Origin of the sequence: Devosia sp., assembly GCF_040509215.1 — a bacterium.
Lineage (GTDB): Bacteria > Pseudomonadota > Alphaproteobacteria > Rhizobiales > Devosiaceae > Devosia.
On record NZ_JBEVLL010000162.1, the window covers coordinates 1 to 17,185 of the forward strand.

The 17,185-nt window shown below is 63.0% G+C and carries 14 protein-coding genes; 3 read left to right on the forward strand and 11 right to left on the reverse strand.

The features are described from left to right. Positions 1 to 120: 120 nt before the first annotated feature. Positions 121 to 1,680: an ABC transporter substrate-binding protein gene (locus ABW043_RS08970; RefSeq protein ID WP_353920873.1), complete on the reverse strand. Its 1,560-nt coding sequence runs from the start codon at positions 1,678 to 1,680 to the stop codon at positions 121 to 123. Positions 1,681 to 2,055: 375 nt separating this feature from the next. On the opposite strand from ABW043_RS08970, the gene ABW043_RS08975 reads away from it, so the two are divergent. The 3 genes from ABW043_RS08975 to ABW043_RS08985 are packed head-to-tail and all read left to right on the forward strand — an operon-like array spanning position 2,056 to position 5,494. Then, positions 2,056 to 2,790, forward strand: a complete 735-nt coding sequence (locus ABW043_RS08975) for an aspartate/glutamate racemase family protein (protein ID WP_353920874.1) — start codon at positions 2,056 to 2,058, stop codon at positions 2,788 to 2,790. Between the two features lie 25 nt (positions 2,791 to 2,815). Continuing rightward, positions 2,816 to 4,108 (forward strand): hydroxymethylglutaryl-CoA lyase-like TIM-barrel protein, encoded by a 1,293-nt coding sequence (locus ABW043_RS08980; protein ID WP_353920875.1) that lies wholly within the window; start codon positions 2,816 to 2,818, stop codon positions 4,106 to 4,108. Positions 4,109 to 4,126: 18 nt separating this feature from the next. After that, a complete protein-coding gene (locus ABW043_RS08985; RefSeq protein ID WP_353920876.1) occupies positions 4,127 to 5,494 on the forward strand; it encodes an MFS transporter in 1,368 nt (455 codons plus the stop codon). A 34-nt stretch (positions 5,495 to 5,528) separates the two neighbouring features. Here ABW043_RS08985 and ABW043_RS08990 read toward each other — a convergent pair whose 3' ends face one another. From ABW043_RS08990 to ABW043_RS09035, 10 genes are all read right to left on the reverse strand, one after another. After that, positions 5,529 to 6,647, reverse strand: a complete 1,119-nt coding sequence (locus tag ABW043_RS08990; protein ID WP_353920877.1) for a ring-opening amidohydrolase — start codon at positions 6,645 to 6,647, stop codon at positions 5,529 to 5,531. Positions 6,648 to 6,854: 207 nt separating this feature from the next. Beyond that, entirely contained in the window at positions 6,855 to 8,471 is a 1,617-nt protein-coding gene (locus ABW043_RS08995) for a dipeptide ABC transporter ATP-binding protein (protein WP_353920878.1), read from the reverse strand. Continuing rightward, positions 8,471 to 9,334 (reverse strand): ABC transporter permease, encoded by an 864-nt coding sequence (locus ABW043_RS09000; RefSeq protein WP_353920879.1) that lies wholly within the window; start codon positions 9,332 to 9,334, stop codon positions 8,471 to 8,473. The genes ABW043_RS08995 and ABW043_RS09000 overlap by 1 nt, the downstream gene beginning before the upstream one ends. Then, a complete protein-coding gene (locus ABW043_RS09005; RefSeq protein ID WP_353920880.1) occupies positions 9,331 to 10,257 on the reverse strand; it encodes an ABC transporter permease in 927 nt (308 codons plus the stop codon). The genes ABW043_RS09000 and ABW043_RS09005 overlap by 4 nt, the downstream gene beginning before the upstream one ends. Before the next feature lie 16 nt (positions 10,258 to 10,273). Then, on the reverse strand, positions 10,274 to 11,872 hold the full coding sequence (locus ABW043_RS09010; protein WP_353920881.1) for an ABC transporter substrate-binding protein: 1,599 nt from the start codon (positions 11,870 to 11,872) through the stop codon (positions 10,274 to 10,276). A gap of 228 nt (positions 11,873 to 12,100) precedes the next feature. Further along, the gene (locus tag ABW043_RS09015) at positions 12,101 to 13,546 is read right to left on the reverse strand and encodes an MFS transporter (protein WP_353920882.1); all 1,446 of its coding nucleotides are present in this window, start codon (positions 13,544 to 13,546) and stop codon (positions 12,101 to 12,103) included. Then, entirely contained in the window at positions 13,543 to 14,283 is a 741-nt protein-coding gene (locus tag ABW043_RS09020) for an ABC transporter permease (protein ID WP_353920883.1), read from the reverse strand. The genes ABW043_RS09015 and ABW043_RS09020 overlap by 4 nt, the downstream gene beginning before the upstream one ends. Continuing rightward, entirely contained in the window at positions 14,280 to 15,218 is a 939-nt protein-coding gene (locus tag ABW043_RS09025; protein ID WP_353920884.1) for an ABC transporter ATP-binding protein, read from the reverse strand. The genes ABW043_RS09020 and ABW043_RS09025 overlap by 4 nt, the downstream gene beginning before the upstream one ends. Beyond that, positions 15,215 to 16,393, reverse strand: a complete 1,179-nt coding sequence (locus ABW043_RS09030; protein ID WP_353920885.1) for an ABC transporter permease — start codon at positions 16,391 to 16,393, stop codon at positions 15,215 to 15,217. The genes ABW043_RS09025 and ABW043_RS09030 overlap by 4 nt, the downstream gene beginning before the upstream one ends. Positions 16,394 to 16,585: 192 nt before the next feature. Further along, the coding region (locus ABW043_RS09035; RefSeq protein ID WP_353920886.1) for a glycine betaine ABC transporter substrate-binding protein at positions 16,586 to 17,185 on the reverse strand (600 nt) is incomplete at its 5' end.

A 17,185-nucleotide genomic window follows, 5' to 3' on the forward strand; every position in this document is an offset into this window, starting at 1 on the left:
TGCGCCTCGTCGCCCGGGATGAGCTTGATCATCAGGAAGACCAGGGTTGCGAGACCCCAGAGTGTGAGGATCGTCATGACCAGACGCTGGGAAATGAGGCGCAGATAAGCCATTGGGTGCTTACTCTTTCGGCAGCAGCTTGTATTCGAGCGGCTTGAAGTTGCCGTTCACCGTGCCCTCAAGCGGGTTGGCGAGACGATCGGACCGGAAGGCTGCGTAGGCGCCCGCATACCAGATCGGCATGAACGGGGAATCCTGCTCGAGAATGACCTGTGCGTCCTTGTAGATTTCGCAGCGGGCATCGGCATCGGCCGTGGCGATTGCCGTGTTCAGCAGTTCATCGACTTCGGGATTGCTGTAGCCCGAACGATTGGTCCCGACCTTGCCGGTCATGAAGGTGGTGGTGAGGAAAACGCCCGGATCGGGGAAGAGGGAGTTTTCGCCCAAGAGCATCATCTGCGGAATCTGCTCGGGGTCCTGCAGCATCTGCAGGTAGTTCGGGAAGGCGATGGGCTCGAGATTGAGTGTGATGCCGACCTCGGCAAGGTTGGACTGCATCAGCGTTGCCTGCTGCACCTGCTCTTCGAACGCGGGCTGGAAGCGCAAGGTCAGCGTCAGGTTGGGCTGGCCGGCTTCGGTCAGCAGGGCCTTGGCGCCTTCCACGTCGCGATGGACGACCGGCAGGTCGGGCTTGCAGGGGAGTGCGTCGGGGATCTGGCCAGCAGGCAGACTGCCCTTGTTGCGATGGATGCCTGCAAAAGCGCCTTCGTAATCATAGGCGAGGCGGATGGCGTTGCGCACGCGTGGGTCGGACGTCGGGCCGACCTGGGTGTTGAAATAGACGCCGTGGACGGTCGGCGCAGTGCCGTAAATGACGGAGACGCCGGGCTCGTTCTCGATCATGTCGAGATCGCGCTGCTGGACGTTCTTGCCGACATCGATATTGCCGATGCGCAGTTCGTCGCGCTTGGGCGCGCTCTCGTCGACGCGACGGAAGACGAAGGAGAGCGGACGGTCGCCGCGATCGCCCCAATAGCTTTCGGCCCAATCGATGGTGATGTCGTTGCCGCTGACGCCCGTCAGCGCATAGGGACCGCTGCCGGCATCGTTGGCGGCAAGCCAGGCCTGCGAGTCATCAGTGCCGACATTGGCTTCGGCCAGGGCCGAGTTGATGATGTAGATGCGGCTCAGCGAGGTGAGGAAGAGCGAGGACGGCTGGGTCAGCTTGACGGTGAAGGTCTTGTCGTCGGTGATCTCGGTGCTGTCGTAGATGCCGATATAGGAGGCAACGCCAGTAGCGAGGCGCTTGATGCGATCGAGCGTATAGGCGACGTCCTTGGAGGTGACCGGGGTGCCGTCGTGGAAGGTTGCGCCATCGCGCAGGGTGAAGGTTATCGACTGGGCATCGTCGGCAACCTTGTAGTCCGAGGCCAGGTCACCAATCACGTTCAGATCGAGATCATAGGTGATCAACGGGCTATAGAGGCGGCTCGTCAGATCGTTGGTCTGAAAGTAGTTCGAGGCGATCGGATCAAGCGTGTTGACCGATCCGGCACCCGAAACGATCACGGTATCGGCGCGCTCGGCGGCATTTACGGCGCCGGCGGCCATCAGGGCACAGAGGGCTACGGCGCCGACGGCCCGCGCCAAGGCGAAATTGGGACGAAAGGTGATTTGCATTCCAGTGCTCCGGTGCACAGTGTTTCCTGGTTCCTGCCGCGGCGCCCCAGGGTGCTCCCTTCCGCGCTGGCCTGATTATTCGTTTGCGGCACGCATTTCGTATACATACCGAACATCAAGCGAACACATCTTTTGGGTGACGTCAACTCACGTAGCCATGCATTTTGCGACGCAGAGCCCTGCGAAATTCTCGTTTTCTGGCCCAAATCCGTGGAAAACCGGGAGGATTTCGTAGCTTTCGCGATTTTCTTCATACCCAAATAGTTCATTCGCCCGTAGTCGTGCGTGTATGGAATGAACAAATTTCTTGTATACAATAATCTCGTGTGCATGATGTCAGCAGGCCGATCTCGCGGCTCTGACGGATTCTCGACAATGGCAAAGCCGCATCTCCTGCTCATCAACCCGAATACCTCGGCTGAAATAACCGAGACCATTCGACAGTTGGCACTGGCGGAGATTGGAGACAGGGCAACGCTTGCGGCCGTGACGGCACCATTTGGAGCGCGATACATCGCCTCGCGAACAGCGGTTGCCATTGCAGCTCATGCGGTGATCGACGCTTATGCGGACGCCACGGCCGATGGCGCCAGCTATGACGCAGTGGTCGTCGCCTGCTTCGGCGATCCCGGAATAGATGCGCTCAAGGAAATCACCAATGTTCCCGTGCTCGGTTTTGCCGACGGTGGCCTGATCACCGCGGCGGCGCAGCCGGGCTCCTTTGCTATCGCCACGATCGGGGAAAGCTGGCGCGACATGCTTGCCGAGCTGACGCTGCGCCGGGGCCTATCGGACCGGCTGGCCGGCATCATACTGATCGACGAGAATGGGCGGGCGCCTGAGCTGGCCGGCCCGAAAATTACCGAAGCTGCAAGGCGTCTGGGCGTCGATAGAGTCATTGTCGGCGGCACCGGGCTCATTCCTATTCTCGACCAGATTGTCGAAAAAATGGATATCGAGGTGGTCGATCCGCACCGTGTGACCCTGCACGACGCGGTGTTGGCCGCCAGCGATCCGCTGCAGGGAAAAGCGCGCAATGCTGCGCCAAATGCGCCCTTTGTCGGTATTTCACCCGCCCTGCTCGACCTGCTTGGATCTCCGCGCTCGTAACGCGCGACTGAAGGAGTTTTAGACCGTGACCTCACCCAAGGCCCCACTCAGCGCCGCCGGACGTGGCCAGCACCTTGCCCCCGGGCGCCATTTCGTCAGCCCGTTCAATTTCATGCCGGAAGTGACCAATGGCTGGGAGATTCCGACGCCACTCGGCCTCATCGACAGCACGATCCGCAAGGTCATCTACACGGTTGGCGTGCGCCCGACCGAGGGCGAACTGATCGAAATCTGCGGCCTGCTTGAGGAACTCGGCATCGAGGAAGAAAGCCTCAATGTGTGGTGGCGTGGCGGCGACCCCGATCCGCAGGAGCTGGCGGCGGCTTTTGCCATCGCCAAGGCCAAACCCAAGTTCAAGCTCAATGTCTTCACCGACACGCTGTTGGGCGACGGCGCAACGCCCATGCCGCTGATGAAGCAGACGGTCGACATGTTTGCCGAGGCCGGGTTCAAGCTGCTCAATCCCGGTCTGTTGCAGGCGCCAAACGATGACGCCCGCAAGCGCCAGGCCGACGAAATGGCGGCAATGAACGAATATATCAAGGCGGCGGGGATGGAGTGGAACGCCACCGTAGCCCAGTGTGCACGCCGGAATTTCGATGAGTTCATGGCGCTCTGCAATACCGCCATCGACAATGGCGTGCGCCGTTTCGACCTGATGGATTCGACGAGTGCGCTCTCGCCGCAGGGAATGACGCACTATGTCCGCACCTTCCGCAGCAGGCTGAAGGCCCCTACCCCGCTGACCATGCATACGCATGACGACTTCGGCATGGACACGGCCGGCACTATCGCCGCCGTTCTTGCCGGCGCCTCGCCAGACGTTGCGCTCAATGGTGTCTCCTACCGCTCGGGCTTTGCGGCGCTTGAAGAAGTCGTCTTGGCTTTGGACGTGCTGTATGGCGTCGATACCGGTATTCGCCTCGACAAGCTGCAATGGGCATCCGACGAGCTGGCTCGGATAATGCGTTTCCCGGTGCCGCCGTTGAAGCCGGTCGTGGGCGCGCACCAGTTCCTGCGTGAGGGACCGCCTGATATCGAAAAAATCCTAGATGGCCGCGCACCCGCAGATTTCGCCAATATGGGCGGCAGCTACAGCCCGGAACTGATCGGGGCCGAATTCACCTGGGTCTATTCGCAGCAGGGCAATGGCAAGGTGGTTGCCCATGCCGCCAAATCCATTGGCGTGACGCTGACCGACAAGCAGATCGGGGAAGCGGTGACCATTCTCGAGGATAAGCTCGCGGCCCACCCGGCCTATCCGCGCTGGGCCACCCCCGACGAGGTCTTTGCCGTCATCCGGCAGGTCGCCGTCTAAGCGTCGGGAGCATTGGCGATGAAGGCGGGAGTCCGCGTCGATTCAGTGGCGCTGATCGTGGCGGGCGCGCTGTTCATGCAGATGCTTGATGCCACGATCATCGTCACCGCGATTCCGGCGATGGCGGAATCGTTTGGCGTGCCGCCGCTGAGCATGGGCATCGGCATCACCACCTATATGCTGACCGTCGCCATTCTTATTCCTGCGGCCGGCTGGCTCGCGGACCGCATCGGGGCCCGGAGTGTCTTTCTCTGGGCCATCGTCATCTTCACGCTCGGATCGGTGCTATGCGGCGTGGCGCAGGACCTGCCCCAGTTCATCGGCGCGCGGATATTGCAGGGCGTCGGCGGGGCCTTCATGGTGCCTGTCGGCCAGATCATCGTGTTGCGGCTGGCGGAGCGGCCACAATTGGTGCGCGTGCTGTCGCTGCTGTCCTGGCCTGCGCTTTTTGCTCCGGTGGTGGGGCCCACGATCGGCGGCTTCATCACCACCTATTTTTCCTGGCGCTGGACCTTTCTCATCAACATTCCCCTCGGTGCAATCAGCCTCGCCCTTTCGGCCTGGCTGATCCCGGACGACGGCTATCGCAACAAGGTGCCGCTCGACTGGTTGGGGCTTATCCTGTCCTCGCTGGGGCTTGGCGCGCTGCTATCGGGGCTTGAGAGCATGGTTCATGTTGGCGGCCACGGGGCGGAGACCGCCGGACTGATCGTGATCGGTATCGTCCTTTGTACGCTCGCGACGCTGCATATGGCGCGCACTGCCCATCCACTGCTCGATCTCTCGATCATGCGGGTCAAAACCTTCGCGCTCTCGAACCTGCTCGCGGGCAGTTATTATCGCATCGCGCTCAACACCATGCCGTTCCTCTTGCCACTGCTGTTCCAGATCGGTTTCGGGATGACGGCGTTCGAGGCAGGCAGCCTGATGGTGGCTTATTTTGCCGGCAATCTTGCTGTTCGTGTCATCACCACGCCGGTGCTGGAGCGCTTCGGCTTTCGGCTGGCCATGGTGATCAATGGTGTTCTGAGCGCAGTGGCCATCGGCCTTTGCATGCTGCTCACGGCTGACACGCCGGCGATCCTCGTGGTGGCGCTGATGGTGCTGGGCGGGGCGACACGGTCGATGCAGTATACGGCACTCAATGTGCTGGCCTTCATCGATATCGGTCCTGAGCAACGCAGCTCGGCGTCGACCCTGTCCACCACGCTGATGCAGATCACCATTCTGCTGGGCGTCGTGGTCGGCAGCCTCAGTCTCAGCCTGTTTCAGGCGCTGCGGGGCGCCGCGAGCCTCGACCTCGTCGATTTTCAGCTCAGTTTTGCCGCGCTTGTCGTGGTGACCCTGATCTCGGCCGTCCAGATGCGGCACATTCCAAGGGCCTGAGCCGGCGACCGCAGGGGCCGCCGGCATCATCTTGTCAGCCGACGTCGATGACAGCCGCGACGGTGCCACCGCCGGCCGGTCCCTGATGGGTGGCGGATGCGGAAATCCAGACCAGGTTATCCTGCAGCACCGAGGCGAACATGCCGCCCAGCGCGGCCTTGACCTGGCTGCCGTATTCGGGATTTTCGATGATCTGCCGGCGACCGCGTAGGCGACCTTCGGGCGGGAAGGCGAATTTTACATAGACCGCAACGACGCGCTTGCGGTGTTCCGGCGATAGCGGGCCCGGGCCGACGTCGAGACCAGCCCTGCGCAGGGCACGGGTCAAAGCGTCGACATCGAGCGTATCCATCATCGCCGAGTGTCCGACGCGCAGCCGCCCGCCAGCACCAACCTTGTTGCCCATGGCCACCAACTGGGTTTGCGGCCCCTCGCCACCAACGGGCTCCCACTCATTGGCCGAGACAGCCACTTTGGCGGAATAGAGTTCGAACCGCCTGCCGATATCGTCTGCCGCGGGAATTGGCATGCCATCGGCAGCGACTGCGACGCCAAGGCCGGCCGACCCGCTCGCCTTGCGGAACAGGGTTCGATCATCGAGTTCGGGGATATCATGGCCCGCTGCCCGCGCCGCGGCGAAATCGGCCTTGGTCGGATAATAGGCCTTCCCCACCACATATTCGACCGCGCCGGGTTCAATGCCGGCATCCTTGGCTGCCGCGCGCACGGCATCGGCATTGGCCTCGAGCAATCGGGTCGTCGCCATCCATTCGGGACGGACCAGTTCGGACCGGGCCACGCCGATGGCAAGGCGGCCGAGACCGTCGGTCGACGGGGCAGCCATCGCCCGAGTGTAGACCACGACATGCGGGGTCAGAATGCCGATGCCGCCGGTCGTGAACACCATTGGGATCTGGTCGATCACGCTGGCCGGACGTGAGCCACTGTCGAGCAGAAAACGACGAATGGCCTGATCTGCGTCGAGCCGACTGGTCTCGCCGACCTGCCAACCTTCCGTCTTGCCTGTTACCGCAATGACGTCGTCCGGCCGCAAGAGACCGTCGTTCACGAGACGCCTCAGCCCCGCCGTATCGGTTGTCGAATCCAGCGCCACGCGGAATGCCTCAACGGCCGGCAGCAATCCTTCAGTCATCAACTCTGTTCCTTTTGAAGACATTTCGAGAGTTGATTGTATACGAATATACTGCTTTGGAAATGCAAAAATCAGCCTACACGCGCTTGTCTCGTTGCGGTGTGAGCTGGGCAATTTCGTGAAACTAGATGCGCTCGCACTCATCGGGTGGAGCGGCGTGAGGGGGCCAATCGATGACGGCCCCCACTCTCGGGCCGGGCGGGCTGCCTAGCCCGCGACACCTTCCGGCAGACGCGGCTGCGCGGCCAGCAGTGCTCGCGTGTAGTCGTGCCGCGGCGAGGCCAGCACCTCTTCCACGGCCCCTTCTTCGACGATGCGCCCCTCGTTCATCACTACGACGCGGTCGCTGACATGCTGCACCACGCCGAGGTCGTGGGACACGAAGACGATCGTCAGCCCCAGCCGTCGCTTCAGGTCCAGAAGCAAGTCGAGCACCTGCGCCTGCGTCGACACATCGAGGGCCGAAACCGGCTCGTCGCAAACAAGGATTTCCGGCTCCATCGCCAGCGCGCGCGCAATCGCTACTCGCTGCCGCTGCCCGCCCGAAAGTTGCCGCGCCCGGCGCGATAGATGGGTCTCTGATAGCCCGACCGACTTCAGCAGGGCCAGTCGCCGCTCCGGCCAACCAGACCGCTCGAACCCGCGCGCCTCCAACGCTTCGTCCAGAATTCGCTCCACGGTAAAGCGCGGATCGAATGCGCTCATCGGGTCCTGTGAGACGAGCTGCACTAGATGCCGCAACGGCCGTCGTTGCCGCTCGTGCAGGCTCGACCAATCTGCGCCCTTCAAGGTCACCGAGCCGGTATCGGGCGCTTCCAGCCCCATGATCAGCCGCGCCAGCGTGGTCTTGCCGCTACCCGAGGCGCCTACAATCCCAAGCGTTTCGCCAGCCACGACGGTCAGCGAAACGTCGTCTACCGCCGCCCGCTTGCCAAAAATCCGAACCGCCTCGCTGACCTCCAATACCGGAAGTTGCGGCACGATGCTGACGCTCTTGTTCGCTTCTTCCCCGGTGCCCGTCACCAATGACAGCCCGCGCGTCCGCGCCGAGGGGATGGCCGCCAGCAAAGCCCGCGTATAGGCATTCTGCGGATTGGAGAAAATCTGCTGGGGCGTGCCGCTCTCGACGGCCACGCCGTCCTTCATGACGATGATGCGGTCGGCCAGTTCGGCGACCACCGCCAGGTCATGCGAAATCAGCAGCAGCGCTTTGCCTGCCTGCTTCATGCCATTGAGTAGCTTCAGGATTTGCGCCTGCACGACGACGTCGAGCGCCGTCGTCGGCTCGTCGGCAATCAACAGGCCTGGATCGCCCGACAGAGCCGAGGCAATCAGCGCGCGCTGCCGCAAGCCGCCCGACAATTGGTGCGCATAGGCACCAAGTCGGGATTCGGCGTCGCTCATCCCGACCTGCGTTAGAAGCTCGACAACCCGTCCTTTGATCTCGCCTCGTGGCAACAGACGGTGCCGCTCAATGGTCTCGGCGACCTCGCGGCCGATCGTTCGCAAGGGATCGAGCGACACCAGCGCATCCTGCAGCACGAAGCCGATGTTGCGCCCCCGCACACCTAGCCAATCGCGCTGTGAAAGTTTCAGCAGCTCGCGCCCGCCAAGGCTGACACTACCTTCAACGAGCGCATTATCCCCTGCAAGGCCCACCAGCGCCCGCGCTGTCGCCGACTTCCCAGACCCGGACTCGCCGACAATGGCCACGCATTCCCCGGCATCGAGCGAGAAACTCAGGCCGCGAACGGCCTGCACATCTTCGTCATGCGAGCGACCGACAAAGCGAATAGCGAGATCGCGTACGTCAAGCAGCGCCATCACGCTCTCCCATCGGTCAGGGCCTTGATGTATCGCCCAAGCACTGTGGTCGAAATGATCGTCGCCGTCGCAAACACGCCCGGGAAAATGCCGACCCACCAGCCGCGCCGCAAATAGCCCTGCCCTTCAGAGAGCATCAGCCCCCACTCGGGCGTCGGGGCCTTCGGCCCGAGGCCGAGATAGCTCAGTGCCGCTGATTGTAGAATGGCGCTGCCAATCCCCAGCGTCGACAGCACGATCAGCGGCCCAACTGTATTGGGCAGGATATGCCGTAGCAGCGTTCGCATCGGAGGTTGTCCCAGCACCCGGGCGGCTTCGACATAGCCCGAGGTACGGACGACCATCACCTGCGCCCGCACGATGCGGGCATAACCGGGGATGGACGCAATCGCGATGGCGATGAGAATATTGGTCACGCCTGTGCCGAGAAACGCCACCACCGCCATGGACATCAGGAGGCCGGGAAAGGCCAACAGAACGTCGATGACGCGCATCAATGCGAGGTCGATGAACCCGCCCGCGACGCCCGCGCTGAGCCCGATGAGAATTCCCGCCGCCACGGCAAGCGCCGTGGCGCAGAGCCCGATATAGAGCGAGTAACTGGCGCCATGGACTACGCGGGAAAAGATGTCACGACCGAGTTGATCGGTGCCAAAGATATGCGCTGTGGATGGCGGTTTCAGCGAAGCGAGGAGATCAGGCGCATAGGGATCGTAAGGAGCCACAAAGCCTGGGGCGACGGCGCAGACCGCCATGAACGCCAGGATCAGCCCCGCCAGCACCACGCCAAGCGGCATGCGCCCACGCCGCAGCCGGCTCGTCGCTTTGCCGGCGCCGCCCATTTCGATGGAAAGATTGGTCATGCGCGGGCTCGCAAACGCGGATCGACGACGCGATAGAGCAGGTCGACAATGATATTGATGGTCACGAAGACGAAGGCCGAAAACAGCACGACGCCGAGCACCACCGGAATGTCCTGATTGCGCACTGCCTGTAGCGTGATCCGCCCCAGCCCCGGTCGCCCAAACACCTGCTCGGTGATGATCGCTCCGGCTAGCAGCGCGCCGAAGGTTTCGGCCGCAATGGTCAGCGCCGGGATCAGTGCATGCCGCAGGGCATGGCGCCAGCGCACGGCCCACAGGGACAGCCCGCGGGTCCGGGCGGTCAGTGCAAAGGGCTGCTCCAGCGCCTGATCCATCTCATTGCGCATCACCTGGCTCAGCGTGCCGAATAGCGCAATGCCGAGCGTCGCCACTGGCAGGACCAGCGATTTCCAGCCCTGATCGCCCACCACGGGGAAGATCGGCCATTGAAACGAAAAGAAGGTCAGTAGAAGTAGCCCGATCCAGAAGGCCGGCGTCGAGACGCTGACCAGTTCCAGTGACGAGATCACGCGCCGGAGCCAATTGTCGCGCCCAGCCGTGGCCAGCGTTGCCAGCACGGCCATGGAAAATGCCAACAACACTGCAAGGCTCGCGAGGGTAATTGTCGACCCCAGCTCGCTGGTAATGATCGAAACCACCGTCCGCCGCTGCTGATAGGACGTGCCGAGATCGCCGGTGACCGTGCGGGAGACAAATCCGGCATATTGCTGCCAGAGCGGCTGATCGAGCCCGAAGTCGGCGCGAATGCGATCGCGCATTTCCGGCGTCACGGTGCTGTCGGCCCCGTAGATGACCTGCACGGGATCGCTCGGCAGCAGTTGCAAGACGATGAATGCTAACGAAGCGGCGGCCCAGAGGACCGCCGCTCCCGCCAGAAGGCGTGTGATAAGTTCTTTGGCCAAGGCCAAGTCGATATTCCTACTGCTGCAGCCAGACGTCGTAATAGCTGCCGACCTGGCCCGAAGTGCCGAAGGTCACACCCTGCACGCGATTGTTGACCGCAATCAAGACCTGCGGATTGGCAATCGGGATCAGGTAGGCATTGTCCTTGATGATCTGCTGGGCGGTCACATAGTGCGTGATGCGCTCATCGCGATCGGTCGTGGCAAGGGCAGCCTCAAGCTCGGCATCGAGAGCCGGATCGTTCACGAAACCCCAATTGGTATTGGTGTCCCAGGTCTGTTCCGAGTGGAACGCGCCGAACAGCAGGTTGGGCTCGGCCGCCGACTGCGAGGTGTCGACGAGGTCGTATTCATTGGCCTTGAAGCGCGCATCCACCGTGGCGAAATCGAGCACTTCGCGGGTGAATTCAACGCCGATCTGCTGGAGACCAGCCTGGATGCCCTGGGCGAACAGTTCGCGCTGCTGGTTGTTCCAGTTGACGGCGGAGAGGCTGACAATGCTCAGGCGCTCGCCATCCTTTTCGCGGATGCCATCGGCACCGATCACCCAGCCGGCTTCGTCGAGGAGAGCTGCGGCGGCAGCCGGGTCGAACGACCACGACCCTTCGAGTGCAGCGTCATAGCCAAACGGAATGCCCGGCGTCAGCGCCGAATAAGCCGGCGTTGCGGTGCCGAGGAACACGGCTTCAATCAAGCTAGGGTAGTCGACGCCAATGCGAAGGGCTTCGCGAACCTTGACGTCAGCCAGAGCGGGCTTGGATTCATTGACCCAGAACGACCACGGAATGCCCGGCTGTTCAGTGCGCAACAGTGTGAGGTTGGCATTGGCTTCGACGTCTTCCACGGCAATGGCAGGGACGCCGGTCGCAATATCGGCCTGGTCGGACTCAACCGCGCCAACACGCACGGCATCTTCGGTGAGGAAGCGCAGTTCGACGCGATCGAGATGGGCCGCGCCGGTATGCACGGCATTCTCAGGCGCCCAGGCATAGGCGTCGTTGCGCTCGAGGATCAGGTCCTGGCCGGAAGTGCGAGCAACCACCTTGAACGGGCCCGAGCCGACGGTGATGTCGGGGCCGCCGGTGCAGCGATCTTCCTTGGAATAGGCTTCAATCGAAGCAGGCGAAACAAAGCCAAGCACTGGCTCACTGAGATCATGGAGCAGCGGGCTATAGGCCGACTTCAGCGTCACAGTCACCACATTGCCATCGACGGCAACGCTCTCGACCGGCACGCCGCCGGCATTCTTGTCATCGACCCAGCGCTGGAGGTTTACGCGCACGGCTTCTGCGTCAAGCGCGGTACCGTCGTGGAAAAGCACGCCATCGCGGATAGTGAAGGCATAGGTGAGGCCATCGTCCGAAATCGACCATTCGCTGGCGATCCAGGGATGGAACTGGCCTTCGAGGTCTTCGGAGACGAGACGATCGTAGACGTCCTGCAGGGCCGTCTGCGTGTTGCGCGACGAGCCTTCGTTCTGGTCGAGGCAGAGCGGCTCATAGGTCACAACGCGCAGCGTTCCGCCGGTCTGGGCGTCCTGGGCAAAACTCGGCACAGCGGCGAGCATCGTCCCGCAAAGCAACAGCGAAAGGCCTCGGGCAACCGTCTTGGTCATCTTCTTCTCCTGATCACGGCGGCATTCCCCGCAGCCCCTGCAATGTGCAAAATCCTACCAAAGGAGTCGAGAAAATCACTTGCGCGCCGCGTGCTCATGGGCGGCATCGTTTTCCAAATTCGGCGTCGAAATCGAAATCGGATCGCGGGTTGAACCTGGACGGACTGGTTCTGCGTCAGTGTTTTGGAGACGGGTGGCCTTGAAAAAAACCGAGCCCGGATCAATTACTTACGGCCGCGACGTCGTGTGGTGCGCAAGCGTCATCCAGCTCAGTGCGGCGCCAATTGCTGCAAGGACCGCCGTGGCGTAGCAGATGGCGGCAAAGGCGTGGTCGGTAGCGGCAATGCGGAGGGCTTCGACGTCCCCCGGAACGGCCGCGTCTGGTGTGACGCCGAAAGGCGGTACGCCCGCAGATGCGCTCAGGTTGAAGACGAAGAGCGCCAGGCCGCCCATGGCAGCGACGGCGAAGAGACCGGCAACGCGGGCGACGGCATTGTTGATCGCGGAGGCCGTTCCGGTTTCACCGTCCTTGACGGCTCCCATCACGGCGGTCGAGATCGGGCCGGCTATGCCGCTCATGCCGATGCCGAACAGGGTCATCAAGGGAACGATGGCCAGCCAGACCTGGTGCAGGTGTGCGGTGAGGCCAAAGCCGACAAAGCAAAGGGTGACCAGCACGGCGCCGATCGCGATGACGGGGCCGGGGCCGAAGCGGTCCGTTAGCTTGCCGGCCGGGGGCGAGAGTACCGTGAGGGCTATGCCGAAGGGAAGCATGGCGATGGCCACCTCGGCCGGTGAAATCAGCCAGCCCGCGATCATCACCATGGGCAGGTAGAAGAGGACGGCGGAGAGGCCGAAATAGATGAGGAAGGTCACCGCCTGGGCGCCGGAAAAGCGGGGATCGGCGAAGAGGGCGAGCGGCAGCATCGGCGCTTTGGCGCGGGCCTCCCAGAAAAGAAAAACCGGAAGCATGGCGAGGCCAGCAACGAGATAGGCCCAGAACCAGCCTGATGCATCGATGAAGGCCCAGGAGATTAGCAGCAGGGTCACGGTCGCGAGAGCGGCGCCGGCGAAATCGAGTGGTTTTCGCGCCAGGTCGGTCCGGGTTGGTATGCCGATCAGGAGGACAAGGGCGATCGCCCCCAAGGGCAGGTTGATCGCAAAGACCCAGCGCCAGCTATCGTTGCCGAACCAGGTGAGAAGAGCGCCGCCCAGAACCGGGCCCAGCAGCGTCGTGAGCGAGGAGGCAGCGGCCCAGGTGCCGATGGCGCCGCCGCGCTGATCCTTGGGATAGGCCTCGGCGATGATGGCGAGGCTGCCCGGCACCATGAAGGCGGCACCGATGCCCTGAACGGCGCGCGCCGCAATCAGGAAGGTGGCGTCTCCTGCCAGTGCCGAGGCAATCGAGGCGAGGACGAAGAGCACGATGCCCGCGGCAAAGACATTGCGCAGGCCGAAACGGTCGCCGGTGGCGCCGCCCAGCAGCAGAAGCGAGGAGAGCGTAAGGAGATAGGCGTTGGACACCCACTGCACATCCGCCAGGCTCGCGCCGAGGCTGGCGCGTATTGCTGGGGTGACGATGGAAATCACCGAGCCATCGATGAAGCCCATCGAGGAGGCGACGATCGCGGCGACGAGGATGCGGCGGCGTTGGGCGGGCGAATAGTCGGTCATCGCTGGTCCTGCCTGTAGCGGCTGAAATGGCGTTCGACGGCAAAAAGGGAATCGTTGACGAGGATCGCGAGCGCGCCAACCACCAGCGCTCCTTGCGCCACAAAGGCAAGGTTGCTGTTGATGAGGCCGGCGATAATCGTTTCGCCCAGCGTGCTGGCCGCCACGGTTGAGCCGATGGTGGCGGTGCCCATGGAAATGACAGCCGAGATTCGGATGCCCGCGAGGATGGTGGGAAGCGCCAGAGGCAGTTCCACGCGCAGGAGTCTTTGGCTATCGGTCATGCCAGTGCCGCGGGCCGCCTCCTGCACGTCGGGGGAAACTGCACCGATGCCGGCCAGGGAATTCTCGAAAATGGGCAAGAGCCCGTAGAGGAAAAGCGCCAGCAGCGTTGGTGCCGTGCCAAAGCCCAGCACGGGCACGGCGAGGGCGAGGACGGCGACCGGCGGAAAGGTTTGCCCGGCATTGGCGAGGGTGCGCGAGAGGGGCAGGAATTCGCGACCGGCGGGGCGGGTGACGAGGATGGCGAGGCTTATGGCGACGATGGTGCCCGCCAGCGTTGCGGCGGCGACGATGGCGAGGTGGTTGAGCGTGAGATTGAGCAGCGAGTTCTGCGTGTAGATCGCCGCCTGACCATTGCGGGTGAGCGGCGCGAAAAGCCAGCCGAACCAATCGGGCTGGGCAAGGAAGAGGCCGAGCACAAGTATCACTGCCAGCCGGAAAAGCGTTCCGATCTTCATTGTGGCCGTGCCGCTTGGCGGATGGCGGTCGCGAGGGTGACGCGGCCGAGGATTTTGCCGCTGCCATCCTGAACGGGCACAGCGTCGCGGCCAGTCCAAAGTGCTTCCTCGAGCGCCTCGTGGAGCGAAGCCCCCTCGCCTATGGCGGCACCGGTCGCGTCTCCGGGCTCGATGAAGGGAAGCACGGGTTGGAGCGAGAGCAGGCGGAAGGGGCGCTCGCCGCTGCCCAGCAGCTCGCCCACGAAATCCGTTGCGGGGCGCGTGACGATTTCTTGCGGCGTGTCGTATTGTAGGAGTTTGGCACGATCCATCACGGCGATCCGATCGCCGAGGTGGATGGCTTCGTTCATGTCATGGGTCACCAGCACGATGGTCGTGCCCAGCCGGCGCTGGATCTGGCGCAGGTCTTCCTGGGCCCGGGCGCGGATGATGGGATCGAGCGCGCCGAAGGGTTCGTCCATCAGCAGAAGCTTTGGCGCGGCGGCGAGGGCGCGGGCGACGCCGACGCGCTGCTGCTGGCCGCCAGAAAGCTGGCTCGGATAGCGATCGCGGAACTCGGCGGGATCGAGCTGGAAGAGGTCGAGCAGTTCGTCGACCCGTGCTTTTACCTTGGCTGCGTCCCAACGGAGCAGGTTTGGCACGGTCGCGATGTTTTGGCCCACGGTTCGGTGCGGAAAGAGGCCGTGACCCTGGATGGCGTAGCCGATCTGGCGACGCAGCTCATGCGCCGGCATGGTGCTGGTCGCACGGCCATCGATCAGGATGCGTCCCGAACTGGGCTCGACGAGGCGATTGATCATGCGGAGCAGCGTCGTTTTGCCCGAACCGGACGTGCCGACAATGACGGCAAGTGCGCCGTCGGGAATGGTCATCGTCACGTTGTCGACGACGCAGGTCTCGTCGTAAAATTTTGAAAGATGCTCGATCTCGATCATGTGCGGCCTTTCACAGAGACCAATTCGACGGCTGCGTCGAGAATGACGGCGGAGGCGAAGGCGAGGGCAACGGTGGGCACGGCACCTAGCAGCACCAGGTCCATGGCCGTCTGGCCAACACCCTGGAAGACGAAGACACCGAAGCCCCCGCCCCCGATCAGGGCAGCGACAGTGGCGAGGCCGATATTCTGCACGAGGACGATGCGGATGGCCGCGAGAATGGACGGAAAGGCCAGTGGCAATTGAATTTGCATTAGCCGTTCAGTGTCCGTCATGCCCATGCCCCGCGCCGCTTCGTTGGCGGCAGGCGGCACTGCATCGAGGCCGGCCAGCGTGTTGGAGACAACAGGCATCAGCGAATAGAGGAACAGGGCGAGCATGGCAGGGGCGGCACCGATGCCGGCAATGCCGATCGCGGCGGCGGCGGGAACCGTGGCGGCAAACCAGGCAAGCGGCGCGATAAGGAGGCCGAAGAGCGCGATCGAGGGAATGGTCTGCACGGCGCTCAGGAGGCCAGTGACGACGCCACGCACGCGTTTGGTAGGATGAATGGCGATGCCGAGCGGCAGGCCGACAAGCGCGGCAGCGAACAAGGAGCCGAGCGCGAGGGCAATATGGGTTGCCGCTTCGCGCCAGAAGACGTCGGCGCGATTGGCATATTCGCGCAGCACCGACAGGTCGGACCAGATGCCGGAGAGAAGGATGGCGGCGATGCCCAAGCCGACCGCCACGAGTAGCGCGATACGGGACAGAGGTTTTAGCCCCAATCGGACAACACTGTCGGCGGCGAGCAGGCCAAAGGCCAGCAGTTCGAGCCAGAAACCAACTGCCGGCGCGGTGCGCGAAATCTTGTCGCCCTCGGGTGTCACGTTATCCACCGCCCAGCCAAGGCCGATGACGAGCAGGATCAACACGGCAAAGCTGACGCCAAGGCGGATGCGCGCATCGAGCCGAAGCAAGGCGAGGATGGCGCCTGCAAGGAGCGCTGCGAGAAGCAAATAACCCGGCCAGCCGGGCAAGGCGTCGAGCAGGTAGCGGGGTTCGCCGGCGACGATGCGGTTGGCACGGAACAGCACGAAGGGGCTAAAAAGTCCCAGCGCAGCGAAGACGAAGATGATGATCCCGAGCCGGTCAATGACATGCCGCGAGGATGGGGGCGCTAGAATATCTGTCATGACCACAAGACGTTAGGCCGTGTGGACACTTGGCCATAGCGGCCTGCAAATGGCAACTTTCTCCGCTTCCGGTGCTCGCGTACCCGAATGTACGCTCCGCTCCGGTTCTCGAAAATCACCATTTTCGTCGCGCTCTGACTCAACTGCCCACAAGGCCTAGGGCGGACCGAAATGGCCCGCCCCTTGAAAAGACTACTTCAGGAAGGCGTTGGTCTTCAACCAATCGACGGCGACGGCCTGGGCGGATTCGCCACCGACCTGGATGCGGCCGTTGAGTTCCTGAAGGGTGGTGATGTCGAGCTTGGCAAAGACGGGTGCCAGGAGATCCTTGATCTGCGGATATTCTGCGAGCACGGCTTCGCGAATGATCGGCGACTGCTCATAGACCGGCTGTACGCACTTGTCGTCTTCGAGCACGACGAGACCCGACGGCGCGATACCGCCATCCGTGCCATAGACCATGGCGGCATTGACGCCATCGGTCTGCTGCGCGGCAGCGGCGATGGTGGCAGAAGTGTCGCCGCCCGAAAGGGTCACGAGTTGTTCTGGCTTGAGGGTGAAGCCATAGACTTCCTGGAATTTTGGCAGGGCGGCCGGCGAGCTCACGAACTCGGCGGACGCGGCAAGCTTGACCTCACCACCATCTGCAACATACTTGCCGAAGTCGCTGAAGGTCACGAGGCTATTGGCATCGGCGAGATCCTGGCGGAGCGCCACGGCCCAGGTATTGTTTGCCGGAGCCGGCTGCAGCCACACGATCTGGTTTGCCTCGAGATCGAGCTTGGCGACTTC